Genomic DNA, 15,346 nt, shown 5'->3' with positions numbered 1-15,346 from the left:
GATGGAAGAGCGAAACGAGTTATATCCTGTTTTCCTAAAGGTCAATAAGCTTAATATCCTTGTTGTGGGCGGTGGAAACGTGGGTCATGAAAAATTGTATTTTTTACTCAAATCCAGTCCAAATGCCAATGTTGAAGTTGTCGCCAAAAAGTTCCTGCCAGAAACGGCAGAACTTGCAAAGAAGCATGGTGTAAAAATGATCAAGGGCAGGTATAGAAGAAAGTATTTAAAAAAACGGCATGTGGTAATTGCGGCAACTAACGATGCCAAGCTTAACAAGCGGGTTCACAGAGATGCAAAAAAACGCTATTTACTTGCTAACATTGCCGATACACCAGATCTCTGTGATTTCTACATGGGCGGAATTGTAAACAAAGGGCATGTGAAAATTGCCATTTCTACCAATGGAAAGTCACCTACGACTGCAAAACGCCTGAGAGAATTTTTTGAGGAAGTAATTCCTGAAAACGTGAACCAGATGGTGGAAAATTTAAATGAGTACCGTAAATCCATTAAAGGCGATTTTGAAGCCAAGGTGGAACAGATGAATACAATAACCGAATCGTTAAAAGTTAAAAAAGATAGTAATGATTAAGACAGATATCCTGATAATAGGAGCCGGCCCCACGGGATTATTTACCGTTTTTGAGGCGGGACTATTAAAGTTGAAAACACATCTAATAGATGCTTTGCCACAACCTGGCGGACAGTGTTCTGAAATTTATCCAAAAAAACCGATCTATGATATTCCTGCATTTCCGGAAATCTTAGCCGGGGATTTAGTAGGAAATCTTATGGAGCAGATAAAACCTTTCGAACCTGGATTTACACTGGGTGAGCGTGCAGAAACTCTGGAGAAACTGGACGATGGGACTTTTATAGTCACTACCAATAAAGGTACAAAGCACCATGCTCCCGTAGTGGCAATTGCAGGTGGGTTAGGATCTTTCGAACCAAGAAAGCCACCTATTGAAAATATCACCGACTATGAGGATAAAGGAGTTTCTTATTTCATTAAAGATCCTGAAGTTTACCGTGATAAAAAAGTTGTTATTGCAGGTGGTGGGGATTCTGCCTTAGACTGGGCGATTTATCTTGCAGATGTTGCAGCCGAAGTTGCACTGGTTCACAGAAGAAAAGAATTTCGTGGCGCATTAGATAGTGTAGAACGGGTTTCTGAACTGGCAAAACTTGGTAAGATTGAAATGATCACGAATGCTGAGGTTGTTGGACTAAGAGGAGAGGATAAACTTGAAAAAGTGGTGATTCGTCATAAAGATACCGCAAGGGGAGAAGAATTCAGAGAGGTAGATGATTTCATTCCGCTATTCGGACTTTCGCCAAAACTTGGTCCTATTGGAGACTGGGGTCTGGAGATCGAAAAGAACGCTATTAAAGTCGATAACTCTTACGATTATCAAACCAATATTCCTGGGGTTTATGCAATTGGAGATGTGAATACTTATAAAGGAAAATTAAAACTCATCCTTTCAGGTTTTCATGAAGCTGCGATCATGTGCCAGAGTGCTTACCAGAGAATTTTTCCGGATAAGAAATATATTCTGAAATATACTACTGTTGGAGGTGTTCAGGGCTTTGACGGAAGTAAAAAGGAAGCTAAAAAAGAAGTCGTACAAAGTATAGGTTAAATTAATTGAAGTATTTTTTCGAACCTGTGAGATATAAAAGTCTCACAGGTTTTTGCTTCTCGTGCTGTGCCGAATTCTGAAAGATTCAGCAGGATCTGAGAGAAAACAGCAGGACGATAATTGGCATTTTTAAGGGTACTTTAAATTGGCCTGAATGCAGAGAAATTTTAACTTTGGGTAAAATTCCGGTTTTATGAAAATCAATTTAAAAAGGCTTAACAACAATTACCATTTCGAAACAAAGAACGAACGTGGGGACATAGTCCATTTGGATAATAAATCTGAAGAAAATCCGCAGGGATCGAGTCCTATGGATCTTTTACTAAGGGGTGTAGCCGGCTGCAGCAGTATTGATGTGGTGATGATTTTAAAGAAACAACATTTAGAACTGGATGACCTTCAGGTGGAAGTTGAAGGATTCCGGGAAGACGGAGCAATTCCTAATGTTTTTAAAAAAATCCATCTTAATTTTAAGCTGAAGGGAGACATTCCGGAAGCAAAGGCAAAAAGGGCAGTAAGTCTCTCTATGGAGAAATACTGTTCAGTATCAAAAATGCTGGAAAAAGCTGCTGAAATATCTTTTGAAGTTAATTTGAATGAAAAGCTCATTTAAAACTTCAAATTAAAGAGAGAAAGAGTTAATGAGATGAAGGATGGAAAGATAATAAGTAGAGAATTCACTACATAATTTTTTCCTTCTTTACCTTTTTAACTTTCTGTTTAATTCACTTGCAAATTCAGGCCTTAGCCTTATATTTGCTACCTAAGTTCATAAATTTAAACATCGTTATCAAGAAAGGTTGAGGGATTAGACCCGCTGAAGCCTTGGCAACCCTCCTGTAATGGGAGAAGGTGCTACGTTCTACCACTCAGGAAACGCTGTGGATAGATAACAAAAGAATCCTTTCCTCTCTTCTTTTTTGATAATATTTTGAAACGAATAGCATGTCAAGAATAGAAGATCTGATTTCTCAAAAAATACTTGTTTTAGATGGTGCAATGGGTACCATGCTTCAGGAATATAAATTTTCTGAAGAAGACTTCCGTGGAGAACGTTTTAAGGACTGGCCGGTTTGCTTGCAGGGTAATAATGACTTACTTTCTTTAACGCAACCTGAGGCAATTGCCGAAATTCACCGGAAGTATTTTCTTGCCGGTGCCGATATTGTGGAAACTAATACCTTCTCTGGGACTACCATTGCTATGGCAGATTACCAGATGGAAGGTCTTGTTTATGAGCTGAATTATGAGTCTGCGAGGATTGCGAAAAAAGTAGCTACAGATCTTACTGCAGAAAATCCTGAAAAGCCTCGCTTCGTGGCGGGTGCAATTGGTCCCACAAATAAAACGGCGAGCATGTCGCCAGATGTTAATGATCCCGGGTACAGGGCAATTTCTTTTGAAGAGCTTAAGGTGGCTTACCGGCAACAGGCACAGGCGTTAATAGACGGCGGAGTGGATATTCTGCTGGTGGAAACGGTATTTGATACTCTTAACGCAAAGGCAGCCTTGTTTGCCATAGATGAACTTAAGGAGGAATTAAACGTAGATGTTCCGGTGATGATTAGCGGAACTATTACAGATGCTTCAGGGAGAACCCTTTCCGGACAAACTGCTGAAGCTTTCCTGATTTCGGTTTCCCATATTCCACTTTTAAGTATAGGGTTTAATTGTGCTCTAGGTGCAAAACAGCTCACTCCGCATCTTGAAGTTCTTAACAGGTACGCAAATTCCGGAGTGTCAGCCTATCCCAATGCGGGATTGCCAAATGCCTTTGGAGAATACGATCAGGATGCTGAAGAAATGGCAAGTCAGATTAATGAATATCTTGAAAAGCGACTGGTGAATATTATTGGTGGTTGCTGTGGCACCACACCCCGGCACATTAGGGCCATTGCAGATATTGTTAAAAATTATGAGCCGCGTGAAATTCCAACCAAGATTCAATATACAGAAAGCATATAATCTCTATGTCAGAAATTAGACCTTTAAAACTCTCTGGCCTTGAGCCTTTAGTAATTACTCCCGACAGCAATTTTGTCAATGTTGGGGAGCGTACTAACGTTGCAGGATCAAAGAAGTTCCTGCGGCTTATTAAAGAAGAGAAGTTTGATGAAGCCCTGGAAGTTGCAAGAGATCAGGTAGACGGCGGCGCACAGATCATCGATATCAACATGGATGATGGTCTTATCGATGGCAAAGAAGCCATGGTGAAATTCCTGAACCTGGTAGTTGCCGAGCCGGATATTGCCCGGGTGCCTATTATGATTGATAGCTCAAAATGGGAAATTATCGAGGCGGGGCTTCAGGTGGTGCAGGGTAAATGTGTGGTGAACTCCATCAGTTTAAAAGAAGGAGAAGAAGAATTTGTAACTAACGCGAGAAAAATAAAGCGATACGGTGCTGCGGTAATTGTGATGGCTTTTGACGAAGTAGGACAGGCTGATAATTATGAACGCCGTGTGGAGATTGCCAAAAGATCCTACGATATCCTGGTTAACAAAGTTAAATTTCCTCCGGAAGATATCATTTTTGACCTTAATATCTTTCCTGTGGGAACAGGAATGGACGAACATAAGCGTAACGCGATAGATTTTATTGAAGGAACACGCTGGGTTAGAGAAAACCTTCCGCATTGCAGTGTAAGTGGTGGGGTTAGTAATGTTTCTTTCTCCTTCCGGGGAAATGATCCTGTAAGGGAGGCGATGCATTCTGTTTTCTTATATCACGCCATAAAGGCAGGAATGAACATGGGAATTGTAAACCCTGCACTTCTGGATGTTTACGACAATATTCCGAAAGATTTACTCGAACATGTAGAAGACGTAATTCTGGACAGAAGAGAAGATGCAACCGAGCGCATGCTGGATTTTGCAGAAAATGTTGTAGGTACAAAACGTGAAAGCAAGGTAGATCTTTCCTGGAGGGAAAAGCCGTTGCAGGACAGGATTACCCATGCCCTGGTAAAAGGAATAGATGCTTATATTCTCGATGATATCGAAGAAGCCCGGCAGGAAGCAGATAAACCTATAGAAGTTATTGAAGGCCACCTGATGATTGGGATGAATGTGGTTGGTGATTTATTCGGAAGCGGGAAAATGTTCCTTCCGCAGGTAGTTAAGTCTGCCCGGGTGATGAAAAAAGCGGTTGCTTATCTGCTCCCGTATATTGAAGCTGATAAATCACAGAAACGGCAGTCGGCAGGGAAGGTCCTTATGGCAACGGTAAAAGGAGATGTGCACGATATTGGTAAAAATATCGTAAGTGTTGTTTTGGGCTGTAATAATTATGAAATTATCGATCTGGGAGTGATGGTACCTTCAGAAAAGATTATTGAAACTGCCAAAGCTGAAAATGTGGATGCGATTGGGCTGAGTGGTTTAATCACACCTTCGCTGGATGAAATGGTTTTTCTTGCGAAAGAAATGCAGCGTCAGAACTTTGAGGTGCCTTTGTTGATTGGTGGTGCGACAACTTCTAAAGCTCATACTGCCGTAAAAATAGATCCGCAATATAATTATGCTGTAGCGCATGTTAATGATGCTTCGCGAGCTGTAACGGTGGTAGGTGACTTGTTGAAGGAAAGTACCCGGGAAAAATATAAGAGCGATCTTAAGGAAGAGTATGATAAATTCCGGGCGAACTTTAAAAAGCGTGGTAAAGTTAAGAGTTTCCTTAACCTGTCGCAGGCCCGACGAAATAAGTACCAGATTGATTGGAAAAACACGTCGATAAAAAATCCAAATAAACCCGGTATCCACATAATTGAAGAGTTTGATATCAGGAAGTTGGTTAAGTATATTGACTGGAGTCCGTTTTTTAGAAGTTGGGATTTACATGGCCGTTACCCGGATATTTTGAAGGATGAAAAGGTAGGGGAACAGGCTGGTATTCTGTTTGAAGATGCAAAACGTATGTTGAACAGGATTCTTGATGAAAAGCTCCTGAAAGCAAAAGCAGTATTTGGACTATTTGAAGCTAACACAGTCAATAATGATGATATTGAAGTCAGTTATAAAGAAGATTCCGAAGACAAAACGATGCTTTTTCGCACATTAAGGCAGCAGCTTAAGAAGCACGGTGAAAAGCCAAATTTCGCCCTTGCAGATTTTATAGCGCCAAAGGAAACCGGAATTCAGGATTACCTTGGTTTCTTTTGCGTAAGTACAGGATTTGGAACCAGTGAATTGGCGGCACAATTTGAAAAAGATCACGATGATTATAATTCTATAATGATCAAGGCTCTTGCCGACCGTTTAGCTGAAGCTTTTGCAGAATATCTTCATAAGCAGGTCCGTACTGAAGATTGGGGTTATGCGCCAGATGAAGATCTTTCTAATGAAGAATTGATTAAGGAAACTTATAAAGGAATAAGACCGGCACCGGGCTATCCCGCCTGTCCCGATCACCTTGAGAAGTTAAGTATTTGGGAGCTTTTAAAAGTGGAGGAGCGAATTGGCGTCAAGTTAACTGAAAGCCTCGCCATGTGGCCGGCCGCAAGTGTAAGTGGTTACTATTTTGCGAATCCTGAAGCACGTTATTTCGGACTCGGAAAAATAAAAGAGGATCAGGTAAAGGATTTTGCCGAAAGGAAAGGTATATCCTTCGAAAAAGCAGAGAAATGGCTAAATCCGAATATTGCAGATTAGGAGTGAGAAGTTGGATTGAAATATTGAGAATTAGGGACCTCACCGGTTTTTAAAACCTGTGAGGTCTGGAAAAAAACTCGGTAGACCTGCAAGGTTTTTAGAACCTTGTAGGTCTGGAAAGAATGATCGGTCTTAGAGTCGCGGAAAAGTGTAGACAAGCATTAAGCTACATTTAATTTAGCTGCTCAAGATTTGGTTTCGCGCTTTTGAATAAAAGAATAATAAATTAGAGGAATTAAATGCGTTAGGGATTGCAGCGGCATCCTTTTTTTACCGGCACATAGCGAAGCGGAGTGCAGGAAAAAAAGATATAGCGTAAAGCCCGGCCTGTAAGGCAACGCCCACATATAAAGAAATTTTAGATTTAAATGAAAGTTACAGAACACATTAAAAATGCAAAAGGCAAAACATTGTTTTCCTTCGAAATTATTCCACCAAAAAAGGGGAAAAATATTCAGGAGCTATATGATAACATAGATCCTTTAATGGAATTCCAGCCACCTTTTATAGATGTGACAACTTCCCGGGAAGAATATGTATATGTGGAAAGAGAAGGGCTTCTGGACAGGCAAATTACACGTATGCGCCCTGGAACGGTGGGTATTTGTGCCGCAATTAAACATAAATACAATGTAGATACAGTTCCTCATGTGCTTTGCGGAGGTTTTACCAAGCAGGAAACTGAGTATCTGCTGGTGGATTGCCATTATTTGGGTATTGAAAATGTAATGGCGCTGCGTGGTGATGCGATGAGCCATCAAAAATATTTTGAACCTTCAGAAGGTGGTAATAATTACGCCTGTGAGTTGGTGGAGCAAATTCAGGGTTTAAATCAGGGAAAATATTTGCACGATGTTATCGAGGCAGATCACAAGGCTGATTTTTGTATTGGAGTCGCGGGCTATCCTGAAAAACATTTGGAAGCCCCTTCCTTAAAATCAGATCTCCGGCGGTTGAAAGAAAAAGTAGATAAAGGGGCAGATTATATCGTAACACAAATGTTTTTTGATAATAGCAAATATTTCAAGTTTGTGGAAGATGCCAAAAAAGCTGGAATTAACGTGCCAATTATACCTGGCATAAAACCAATAGCCACAATGAGGCACCTGCAATTACTGCCGCAGGTTTTTAGAATAGATCTTCCGGAAGAATTAATTTCAGAAGTTGAAAAGTGCAAAAGTAATGCAGAAGTACGACAGGTAGGTGTAGATTGGTGTATCTCACAATCTAAAGAATTGATGGATGCCGGGGTTCCGGTTTTGCACTACTACTCTATGGGGAAAAGCTCTAATATTCAAAAAATTGCAGAGGCAATTTTTTAGCGGAAAATAAGAGAGATGCCAAAAATGGCAATTATCGCAAATGTATTAGATTTGCCGTGCCATGAATAGATTTGTCCTCTACCTACATTTGTTTTGCTGCGGAATAATTAATGCGCAGGATAAAGCTCCCAAATTTTATTCGGTAGATGCCAATTATTTCTATGGAACAATTTTAGAACATAGTCCGGATATCTCCCACCTTATTACGGACCATCCCACGGGAATAATCCTCAGTTTTCAGCGAAAAACCTATGGATTTGAAGCGTGGGAACGGCGTTACAACTATCCCGATGTGGGCTATTCTTTTACTTATCAGGATCTAAAAAATCAGCAACTTGGAGAGAACTTCGGACTTTTTGCTCATTTAAGTTTTTACTTTTTACAGCGGAATTTGATGTTTAGGGTAGGGCAGGGACTGGCCTATGCTTCAAATCCATATCATCCGGACGATAATTACCGGAACAACGCATACGGTTCCCAAATTTTAAGTTCCACTTACCTCATGGGTAATTTCCACAGGGAAAATATTTACAAAGGATTTGGATTGCAGGCGGGAGTTTCGCTGCTTCATTATTCCAATGCCGATTTTAAATCTCCTAATAGCAGTACAAATACGTTGGCATTTAATGTGGGAGTAAATTATATGCTGGATTATGAAAATGCTCCGGAATATATTGCTAAGGATTCGGAGAAAATTAAATACTCCGAACCGGTTCACTTGAATTTTGCTGTTCGCGGCGGAGTAAATACCATGGGAGTTATAGGATCTGCACGATATCCTTTTTTAACGGCTACGGTATTTGCAGATAAAGTGATTAACAGAAAAAGCACTTTGCAGGCAGGTGCGGAGTTTTTCTATTCCAAAGCCCTGGAAGAATATATTTATTACCAGTCGGTGGCTTTTCCAAACGGCCATACCACAGGTGATGAAGATGCAAATCGCGTAGGACTGTTTGCGGGTCATCAGCTAACATTCAACAAACTCTCTGTCATTACTCAGCTGGGTTTTTACGTTTACTATCCTTATGCTGAATATGTGGACCAGCTATACATAAGGGCAGGATTGAGCAGAAAGTTGAGTGAACATATCTGGGCATCAGCTACAGTAAGGGCGCATGGTGCAAATGCAGAAGCTGTCGAATTTTCTTTAGGGTATAGATTATAAATAAATGAAGAATATTTTCTACATAGTATTTATCGTATTTTTCTTTTCCGGCTGTTCTCCGGAAGAGGCTGTAACCTGTTTTGAAACTGCTGGGGAAGTGGTGCGGGACGAAGTTGAAGTAGAAGCTTTTGATGAAATAATAGTTTATGAAAGGGTGAAATTGTTCATTCAGCAGGGGGCAGAGCAGAAGATAATCGTGGAAACCGGAGAAAATTTAAGAGATGAGGTTTCGGTTGAAGTAGAGAATTCCAAGTTAAGTATTAAAAATGGCAATTCGTGCAATCTTTTTCGGGAATATGGGGTCACCAAAGTGTATGTTACTGTTCCCGATCTTACGTGGCTGCAGAATAGTAGCGGCAGCACGATAGAAAGTATAGGTATCCTGAAATTTGCCAATTTATGGCTGCGATCTTTTAACCAGGAAGAAGATGCTTCTTTTCGAACGGTTGGAGATTTCAAACTGAACCTGGACGTTGAAAACCTCCGAATTACGAATGACCAATATTCCAATTATTTTCTCTCCGGAAAGGTGGAAAATCTGAATGTGTTCTTTGCTGCCGGGGATGGAAGGCTGGAGGCCGCAGAATTGGTTATTCAGCATTGTGACATCTTTCACCGCGGGACAAACAAGATGATCATAAATCCGCAGCAATCTGTAAAAGGTGAGATAAGGAGTTTTGGCGATGTAATTTCTGTTAATAAGCCGCCGGTTGTTGATGTAGAAGAGTTCTATACAGGAAAGCTCAGGTTTATCATCCCCTAAATCCCCGAAGGGGGCTTTTAAATATGAAGTCACCTCGAGCGGAGTCGAGAGGTTCTTTTAAAGAGAGTAATTTGTATGAGTTCTCGACTGCGCTCGAACTGACAAAACATCGCGTGACATATCTTCCCGGAAGGATTCGAAGAGCAAAGATTTAAAGTGCGAATCCCCGAGTCAGAAAGAAAAAATTTTTGACCCTTCTGGTTTCAAAAGATCGATAATTGCCAAATTTGATGTCTCACTTCTAACACGTTTAAAAATTCTTTTGTTCACTTCTAAGCCGGGACGTTTATTTAAAGTGAGTTAATTTAGAAGTTCCCGACTGTGATTGGAACTGACTCTAATTCAGGATATTCACGTTGCAATTGTATGACGCCCCGAGCGGAGTCGAGGGGTTTGTTAAAAGCAGGGAAACATCTTCTTTATGGGAACAGCACAATGTGTTCTCTACTGCGCTCAAACTGACAAAACAGTGCGTTTTTGAGATTGAAAAATTTCACTTGTGAAATTTTTTCTACGAAGCTCCCCCTTCGGGGGTTGGGGGGATCGTAAGTTCGGCAAAAAGACTTTCCAGGTTCTTGGTTTTCCGGTTTAGCTGAAGTGTTTTTAGTCCGTTATCATGTGCGAAATCAAAAACAGCGGGGCGCATATCTTTTCTGGTATCAAAATGAAGTTCGTAGGTAAAACCACCGACATTTTTAGCGCTAATTAAATGCGGAAGTTTGTTGAAGGCAACATCTTCAATACGATAATCGAATTCCACTATGATAATTTGCTCATTTTCGTCCCGAAGTTCTGCCATTTTCTTGTCCGCGACTACTTTTCCGTGATCTATAATAATTACCCTTTCGCAAATCGCCTCTACTTCCTGCATAATATGAGTAGAGAGAAAAATAGTTTTGTTCTTGCCTATATTCCGGATAAGATTCCTGATTTCCACAAGCTGGTTAGGATCCAGCCCGGTGGTAGGTTCGTCCAAAATCAGAACTTCAGGATCATGAAGTAATGCTGAAGCCAGGCCAACACGCTGCCGGTAACCTTTGGAAAGCTGCTCAATTTTTTTGTTCGCTTCAGGAGTAAGTCGGGTAAGTTCAATTACTTCTTCTATTCTCTCTTTATCAATATTGTAGACCTTTGCATTAAAAGCAAGATATTCCCTTACGTACATTTCAGTATATAGCGGGTTGTGCTCCGGCAAGTAGCCAATTCCCTTTTGAATTTGATGAATATCATCTGTTAAGTGGATTCCGTTTACTTCAGCTTTTCCTTCAGAAGGAGGTAAATAGCCAGTAAGGATCTTCATTAAAGTAGATTTTCCCGCTCCATTAGGTCCCAGGAAACCAACAATTTCGCCTTTTTCAATAGAAAATGAAACTGCATCCAGGGCTTTTTGATTTCCGTAGAATTTAGAAATTCCTTCAACTAAGATAGACATGAAACTCTTTTCTTTCAAAAGTAACGATTAATTATCACCCATATGTGCTAAGGAAAATGTAGGTTTTCTTTTTACTTCTGAAAAGCAGCAATTTTCGTTTAAACTATTCGGAATAAAGACTTATTAAAAATGACAATTTTTAGTAATCCTTTTGTAAAAACAGAATTCCGAAATGAAATTAATAAAAAGTTAAAAAAAGCAGAAAAACTATTCCTGCTTTTGAAATTTAATGCTACTTTAGCCACGTAACAGTGAAACAATGAACAACTTAATTACCTGGAACGCATTTTATTATTTTTATTTCTATACCAGAGATAGGATCGGGAATGCTTTGTAATTAACTGTGCTGAAATTATATAAGAGTCTCGATCTAAAAGTCGGGACTTTTTTTTTAGAGCAAATTTTAAATGGAGAAAAAAGTAGCAATTCAGGGAATTCAGGGTTCCTTTCATCATTTGGTGGCACAAGAGTACTATCATAAAAGTATAAACGTGCTGGAATGTATGTCTTTTAGAGAGCTCGTTTCGGCATTAGTTTCCGGAGAAGCAAATGAGGCAGTGATGGCTATAGAAAATTCTATTGCAGGTTCAATTTTGCCTAATTATGCAATGATCGACGAAAATAACATAAAAGTTATTGGAGAGCATTACATCCCAATAGATATGAACCTGATGGCTTTGCCTGGCCAATCTATAGAAAAGATAAAAAAAGTTTTTTCACATCCCATGGCATTGCTGCAGTGTAAAGATTTTTTCAAAAAATTTCCGCATATTAAATTAATAGAGGATGCAGATACCGCTGAAGTCGCCAAGAGAATATATGAAAAGGAGCTAAAGCATGTTGGTGCGGTGGCAAGTAAAGCTGCAGCGCAGATTTTTAACCTTGAAATGCTGGCAGAAAGTATCCATACCAAGAAAAGTAATGCTACCCGCTTCCTTATTTTGAGTATGAAGAAGAAGGAGCCCAATGGCGAGATTATTAATAAGGCATCTTTAAAATTTGAGCTGGAAAGCAAGCGGGGAAGCCTGGTTTCGGTTTTAAATATCATCAGGGATTTTGATTTGGATATGACGAAGATCCAGAGTATGCCAATTATAGAAACACCCTGGAAATATTCATTTTTTGTAGATGTGATATTTGAAGAATATGAAAGTTTCCAAAAAGCAATGGAGATTTTGGAAGTGATGACTGAGCAGTTAAAAGTATTGGGCACATATAAAAATAGTTTGTAATGGTACAGGCAAAAAGATTAGATGAGGTAAAGGAATACTACTTTTCCAGTAAACTTAGGGAGGTAAGGGCATTAGAGGCAGCGGGAAAACCGATTATAAATTTAGGAATTGGTAGCCCTGATTTGCCACCGCCGCCACAGGTAATTTCAAAATTGAACGAGGCGCTTATGGATCCCGGGGCGCACCAGTACCAGCCATACAAAGGAACTGCAGATTTTAGAAATGCCATTCGGGATTTTTATAAAAACCATTATCATGTAAGCCTGGACCCGGAAACGGAAATTATTCCGTTAATGGGGAGCAAGGAAGGTATTACCCATATTTCCATGGCCTTTTTAAATAAAGGAGACCAGGTTCTAATTCCAAATCCCGGTTACCCAACCTATTCTTCGGTGACGAAGTTGGTAGAAGCCGAAGCTGTTTACTATAATTTGAGCGCTAAAGGAAACTGGCTTCCAGATTTGGAAGAATTAGCTAAAAAAGATTTAAGCAAGGTAAAACTAATGTGGGTTAATTACCCTCATATGCCCACCGGTGCTTCGGCTAACGATAAGTTCTTTGCAGATTTAGTGGCGTTTGCCAAAAAATGGCAAATATTGATCATAAATGATAATCCCTACAGCTTTATTCTAAATGACCATCCCGAAAGTATTTTGAAAACTGAAGATTGCAAAGATGTTGTGCTAGAGCTGAATTCCCTGAGCAAAAGTTTTAATATGGCCGGCTGGCGTATTGGGATGCTCTGCGGAAGTGAAAAAAACATCAATACCATCCTGAAGGTGAAAACCAATATGGATAGCGGTATGTTTTACCCCTTACAAGCCGGTGCTGCGGAAGCTTTGCGATTGGATAAAAAGTGGTTTACCGTTCAAAATGAAATTTATAAACAACGGAAAGAGAAAGTTTTGGAACTTGCTGAGGCTCTTAATTGCACTCCGGAAAAAGATCAACAGGGAATGTTTGTGTGGGCTAAGGTGCCGGAAGGAGAAACTTCAGAAGGTTTTGTGGACCATCTTTTACATACCCATGATATTTTCACCGCTCCCGGATTTATTTTTGGCAGCCAGGGAGAAGGTTACATCAGGTTTTCCCTTTGTACAAACGAAGAGAATATTTCCGAAGCCATTAAACGAGTAAAAAAATGAAAGTTTATATAATAGGAATCGGACTTATTGGAGGTTCTTTTGCACTGGATGTAAAAGCAAATTTTCCGGAGGCAAAAATCTTCGGAATAGATGCCAGCGACGCACATCTTGAGCGGGCCAAGGAATTGAAGCTGATAGACGAAAAAGCTTCTATGGCAGATTTAAAAGAAGCTGATGTAGTGTTTGTGGCCGTTCCTGTAGATGTTAGTTTAGGGGTGATTTCGAAGGCTCTGGATCAGGTTGGTGAAAATACGCTGGTTATAGACGCGGGATCAACAAAATCAAAGCTCTGCCAGGCGGTTTCCAATCATGCAAACCGAAGGAATTTTTTGGCGGCCCATCCAATTTCAGGTACCGAATATTCCGGACCCGAAGCTGCAACTCCGAATCTTTTTAGGGATAAAACGAATATTATTTGTGAAGTGGAAAAAACAGCTTTTAAACTTCAGGAGAGGGCGTTGGAAATCTTCAGTAAACTTGGGATGCGAATACGGTATATGGATCCTGAATCCCATGACCGGCACATTGCATACGTCTCCCATCTGTCACATATAAGTTCATTTATGCTTGGCAAAACCGTTTTGGAGAAGGAAAAGAACGAGCGGGATATCTTTGATCTTGCAGGCAGTGGTTTTGCTTCAACAGTAAGGCTGGCAAAAAGCTCACCTGCTATGTGGACACCAATCTTTCAGCAGAATAAGGAGAATGTACTGGAAACTTTAAACGGATACATCAGTAATCTTACCCAATTTAAGGATCTCATCGAAAATGAGGATTTTGAGGAGGTCTTTAACGAAATGGAAAGAACAAATCATATAAGAACAATTTTAAACGGAATCAACTAATACTACTTAAATTATATTGAAAAATGGAAAACAAGAAAGAACTTAGAAACTGGCTGGATGCTTTTGGACTGGATCATCCTCTGGTAATCGCCGGCCCATGCAGCGCCGAAACAGAGGAGCAGGTTTTGAAGATTGCACATCAGCTAAAAGATACAGATGCGACAGTTTTAAGAGCGGGAATCTGGAAACCAAGAACCAGGCCTGGAAACTTTGAGGGTGTTGGTGCTCTTGGATTAAAATGGCTTAAAAAGGCAAAGGAAGAGACCGGAATGTTAACGACTACTGAAGTTGCAAACACTGCTCATGTAGACCTTGCCTTAGAAAATGATGTGGATATTCTCTGGATTGGGGCGCGTACTACTGTTTCTCCGTTTATTGTTCAGGAAATAGCAGATGCACTAAAGGGAACAGATAAAACCGTTTTGGTAAAGAACCCGGTGAACCCGGACTTATCACTTTGGTTAGGAGCTGTGGAGCGGTTCTATACTGCAGATATTAAAAACCTGGGAGTAATACACAGAGGATTTTCGGCTTACGAAAAGACTAAATACCGAAACAACCCCGAGTGGCAAATTGCTATTGAACTTCAGAATAAATTCCCTGATCTTCCATTAATCCTTGATCCTTCCCATATTGCCGGGCGTCGTGATATTATTTTTGATCTTTGCCAGACTGCACTGGATTTAAATTACGACGGAATTATGGTAGAGACCCATCATACTCCTGATGATGCATGGAGTGATGCGGCACAACAAATAACTCCTGCAACACTAGTTCAGATTATGAAAGATTTGAAGATTAGAAAAGAAATTTCAGAAAGTGAAGAATTTCAGAATAAACTCAGCAATCTAAGGGCGCAAATTGATGTTGCCGATAATAAGTTAATCGAACTGCTTGCAAAAAGGATGAGAGTTTCCGACGAAATTGGAAAAGTTAAAAAAGCACAGAATGTTTCTGTTCTTCAGACTAAAAGATGGAACGAAATTCTTGGAAAAATGGTGTTGGAAGGAGAGCAACACGGTCTTAGTGAAGAATTTATTTTACGTCTTTTCAAGGCTGTACACCAGGAATCTATTAATCATCAGGAAAAAGTAATGAAGGCTTAATTGAGCTTTTAGTTTATTAGTGGTTCCTAAAAAAAGTA

General features: G+C 40.0%; 13 protein-coding genes and 1 riboswitch. Of the genes, 12 read left to right on the top strand and 1 reads right to left on the bottom strand.

Annotated features, from left to right (window positions below; genetic code table 11):
• The first annotated feature begins 1 nt into the window (after window position 1).
• The 8 genes from RM545_RS01765 to RM545_RS01730 all read left to right on the top strand — a co-directional run bounded on the left by RM545_RS01765 (window position 2) and on the right by RM545_RS01730 (window position 9,548).
• The gene (locus tag RM545_RS01765; RefSeq protein WP_311493549.1) at window positions 2–595 is read left to right on the top strand and encodes a precorrin-2 dehydrogenase/sirohydrochlorin ferrochelatase family protein; all 594 of its coding nucleotides are present in this window, start codon (window positions 2–4) and stop codon (window positions 593–595) included.
• Window positions 588–1,649 (top strand): NAD(P)/FAD-dependent oxidoreductase, encoded by a 1,062-nt coding sequence (locus RM545_RS01760; RefSeq protein ID WP_311493548.1) that lies wholly within the window; start codon window positions 588–590, stop codon window positions 1,647–1,649. Before RM545_RS01765 ends, RM545_RS01760 begins: the two co-directional genes overlap by 8 nt.
• A gap of 193 nt (window positions 1,650–1,842) precedes the next feature.
• Window positions 1,843–2,262 carry an OsmC family protein gene (locus RM545_RS01755; RefSeq protein ID WP_311493547.1) on the top strand — a complete coding sequence of 140 codons (420 nt, stop codon included), beginning with the start codon at window positions 1,843–1,845 and terminating at the stop codon, window positions 2,260–2,262.
• A 171-nt stretch (window positions 2,263–2,433) separates the two neighbouring features.
• Window positions 2,434–2,545, top strand: a riboswitch (SAM riboswitch).
• Between the two features lie 49 nt (window positions 2,546–2,594).
• The gene (locus RM545_RS01750) at window positions 2,595–3,614 is read left to right on the top strand and encodes a homocysteine S-methyltransferase family protein (protein ID WP_311493546.1); all 1,020 of its coding nucleotides are present in this window, start codon (window positions 2,595–2,597) and stop codon (window positions 3,612–3,614) included.
• Window positions 3,615–3,619: 5 nt separating this feature from the next.
• Window positions 3,620–6,298 (top strand): methionine synthase, encoded by a 2,679-nt coding sequence (gene metH, locus RM545_RS01745; RefSeq protein WP_311493545.1) that lies wholly within the window; start codon window positions 3,620–3,622, stop codon window positions 6,296–6,298.
• Between the two features lie 368 nt (window positions 6,299–6,666).
• Window positions 6,667–7,620, top strand: coding sequence for a methylenetetrahydrofolate reductase [NAD(P)H] (gene metF / locus RM545_RS01740; protein WP_311493544.1), 954 nt, complete (start codon window positions 6,667–6,669; stop codon window positions 7,618–7,620).
• 61 nt (window positions 7,621–7,681) lie between these two features.
• Entirely contained in the window at window positions 7,682–8,785 is a 1,104-nt protein-coding gene (locus tag RM545_RS01735) for an acyloxyacyl hydrolase (RefSeq protein ID WP_311493543.1), read from the top strand.
• A gap of 4 nt (window positions 8,786–8,789) precedes the next feature.
• Entirely contained in the window at window positions 8,790–9,548 is a 759-nt protein-coding gene (locus tag RM545_RS01730; protein ID WP_311493542.1) for a head GIN domain-containing protein, read from the top strand.
• A 511-nt stretch (window positions 9,549–10,059) separates the two neighbouring features.
• Here the strand turns inward: RM545_RS01730 and gldA are convergent.
• Window positions 10,060–10,980 (bottom strand): gliding motility-associated ABC transporter ATP-binding subunit GldA, encoded by a 921-nt coding sequence (gldA, locus tag RM545_RS01725; protein ID WP_311493541.1) that lies wholly within the window; start codon window positions 10,978–10,980, stop codon window positions 10,060–10,062.
• 407 nt (window positions 10,981–11,387) lie between these two features.
• On the opposite strand from gldA, the gene RM545_RS01720 reads away from it, so the two are divergent.
• Genes RM545_RS01720 through RM545_RS01705 form a run of 4 tightly spaced genes read left to right on the top strand, consistent with a single transcriptional unit; the run spans window position 11,388 to window position 15,308 of the window.
• Window positions 11,388–12,212 carry a prephenate dehydratase gene (locus RM545_RS01720; protein WP_311493540.1) on the top strand — a complete coding sequence of 275 codons (825 nt, stop codon included), beginning with the start codon at window positions 11,388–11,390 and terminating at the stop codon, window positions 12,210–12,212.
• Complete coding sequence (locus RM545_RS01715) at window positions 12,212–13,357, top strand: pyridoxal phosphate-dependent aminotransferase (protein ID WP_311493539.1); 1,146 nt, start codon at window positions 12,212–12,214, stop codon at window positions 13,355–13,357. The genes RM545_RS01720 and RM545_RS01715 overlap by 1 nt, the downstream gene beginning before the upstream one ends.
• Window positions 13,354–14,202 carry a prephenate dehydrogenase gene (locus RM545_RS01710; RefSeq protein WP_311493538.1) on the top strand — a complete coding sequence of 283 codons (849 nt, stop codon included), beginning with the start codon at window positions 13,354–13,356 and terminating at the stop codon, window positions 14,200–14,202. Before RM545_RS01715 ends, RM545_RS01710 begins: the two co-directional genes overlap by 4 nt.
• Before the next feature lie 23 nt (window positions 14,203–14,225).
• On the top strand, window positions 14,226–15,308 hold the full coding sequence (locus tag RM545_RS01705) for a chorismate mutase (protein ID WP_311493537.1): 1,083 nt from the start codon (window positions 14,226–14,228) through the stop codon (window positions 15,306–15,308).
• Window positions 15,309–15,346: the final 38 nt, after the last annotated feature.

Origin of the sequence: Autumnicola lenta (genome assembly GCF_031846515.1) — a bacterium.
GTDB lineage: Bacteria > Bacteroidota > Bacteroidia > Flavobacteriales > Flavobacteriaceae > Autumnicola > Autumnicola lenta.
This window is presented reverse-complemented; position numbering and strand designations above follow the sequence as displayed.

What these genes read in the sequence shown, in the direction of transcription:
- RM545_RS01765 (WP_311493549.1), top strand. Translation starts at nt 2, where the DNA reads ATGGAAGAGCGAAACGAGTTATATCCTGTTTTCCTAAAGGTCAATAAG.
- RM545_RS01760 (WP_311493548.1), top strand. Translation starts at nt 588, where the DNA reads ATGATTAAGACAGATATCCTGATAATAGGAGCCGGCCCCACGGGATTA.
- RM545_RS01755 (WP_311493547.1), top strand. Translation starts at nt 1,843, where the DNA reads ATGAAAATCAATTTAAAAAGGCTTAACAACAATTACCATTTCGAAACA.
- RM545_RS01750 (WP_311493546.1), top strand. Translation starts at nt 2,595, where the DNA reads ATGTCAAGAATAGAAGATCTGATTTCTCAAAAAATACTTGTTTTAGAT.
- metH (WP_311493545.1), top strand. Translation starts at nt 3,620, where the DNA reads ATGTCAGAAATTAGACCTTTAAAACTCTCTGGCCTTGAGCCTTTAGTA.
- metF (WP_311493544.1), top strand. Translation starts at nt 6,667, where the DNA reads ATGAAAGTTACAGAACACATTAAAAATGCAAAAGGCAAAACATTGTTT.
- RM545_RS01735 (WP_311493543.1), top strand. Translation starts at nt 7,682, where the DNA reads ATGAATAGATTTGTCCTCTACCTACATTTGTTTTGCTGCGGAATAATT.
- RM545_RS01730 (WP_311493542.1), top strand. Translation starts at nt 8,790, where the DNA reads ATGAAGAATATTTTCTACATAGTATTTATCGTATTTTTCTTTTCCGGC.
- gldA (WP_311493541.1), bottom strand. Translation starts at nt 10,980, where the DNA reads ATGTCTATCTTAGTTGAAGGAATTTCTAAATTCTACGGAAATCAAAAA.
- RM545_RS01720 (WP_311493540.1), top strand. Translation starts at nt 11,388, where the DNA reads ATGGAGAAAAAAGTAGCAATTCAGGGAATTCAGGGTTCCTTTCATCAT.
- RM545_RS01715 (WP_311493539.1), top strand. Translation starts at nt 12,212, where the DNA reads ATGGTACAGGCAAAAAGATTAGATGAGGTAAAGGAATACTACTTTTCC.
- RM545_RS01710 (WP_311493538.1), top strand. Translation starts at nt 13,354, where the DNA reads ATGAAAGTTTATATAATAGGAATCGGACTTATTGGAGGTTCTTTTGCA.
- RM545_RS01705 (WP_311493537.1), top strand. Translation starts at nt 14,226, where the DNA reads ATGGAAAACAAGAAAGAACTTAGAAACTGGCTGGATGCTTTTGGACTG.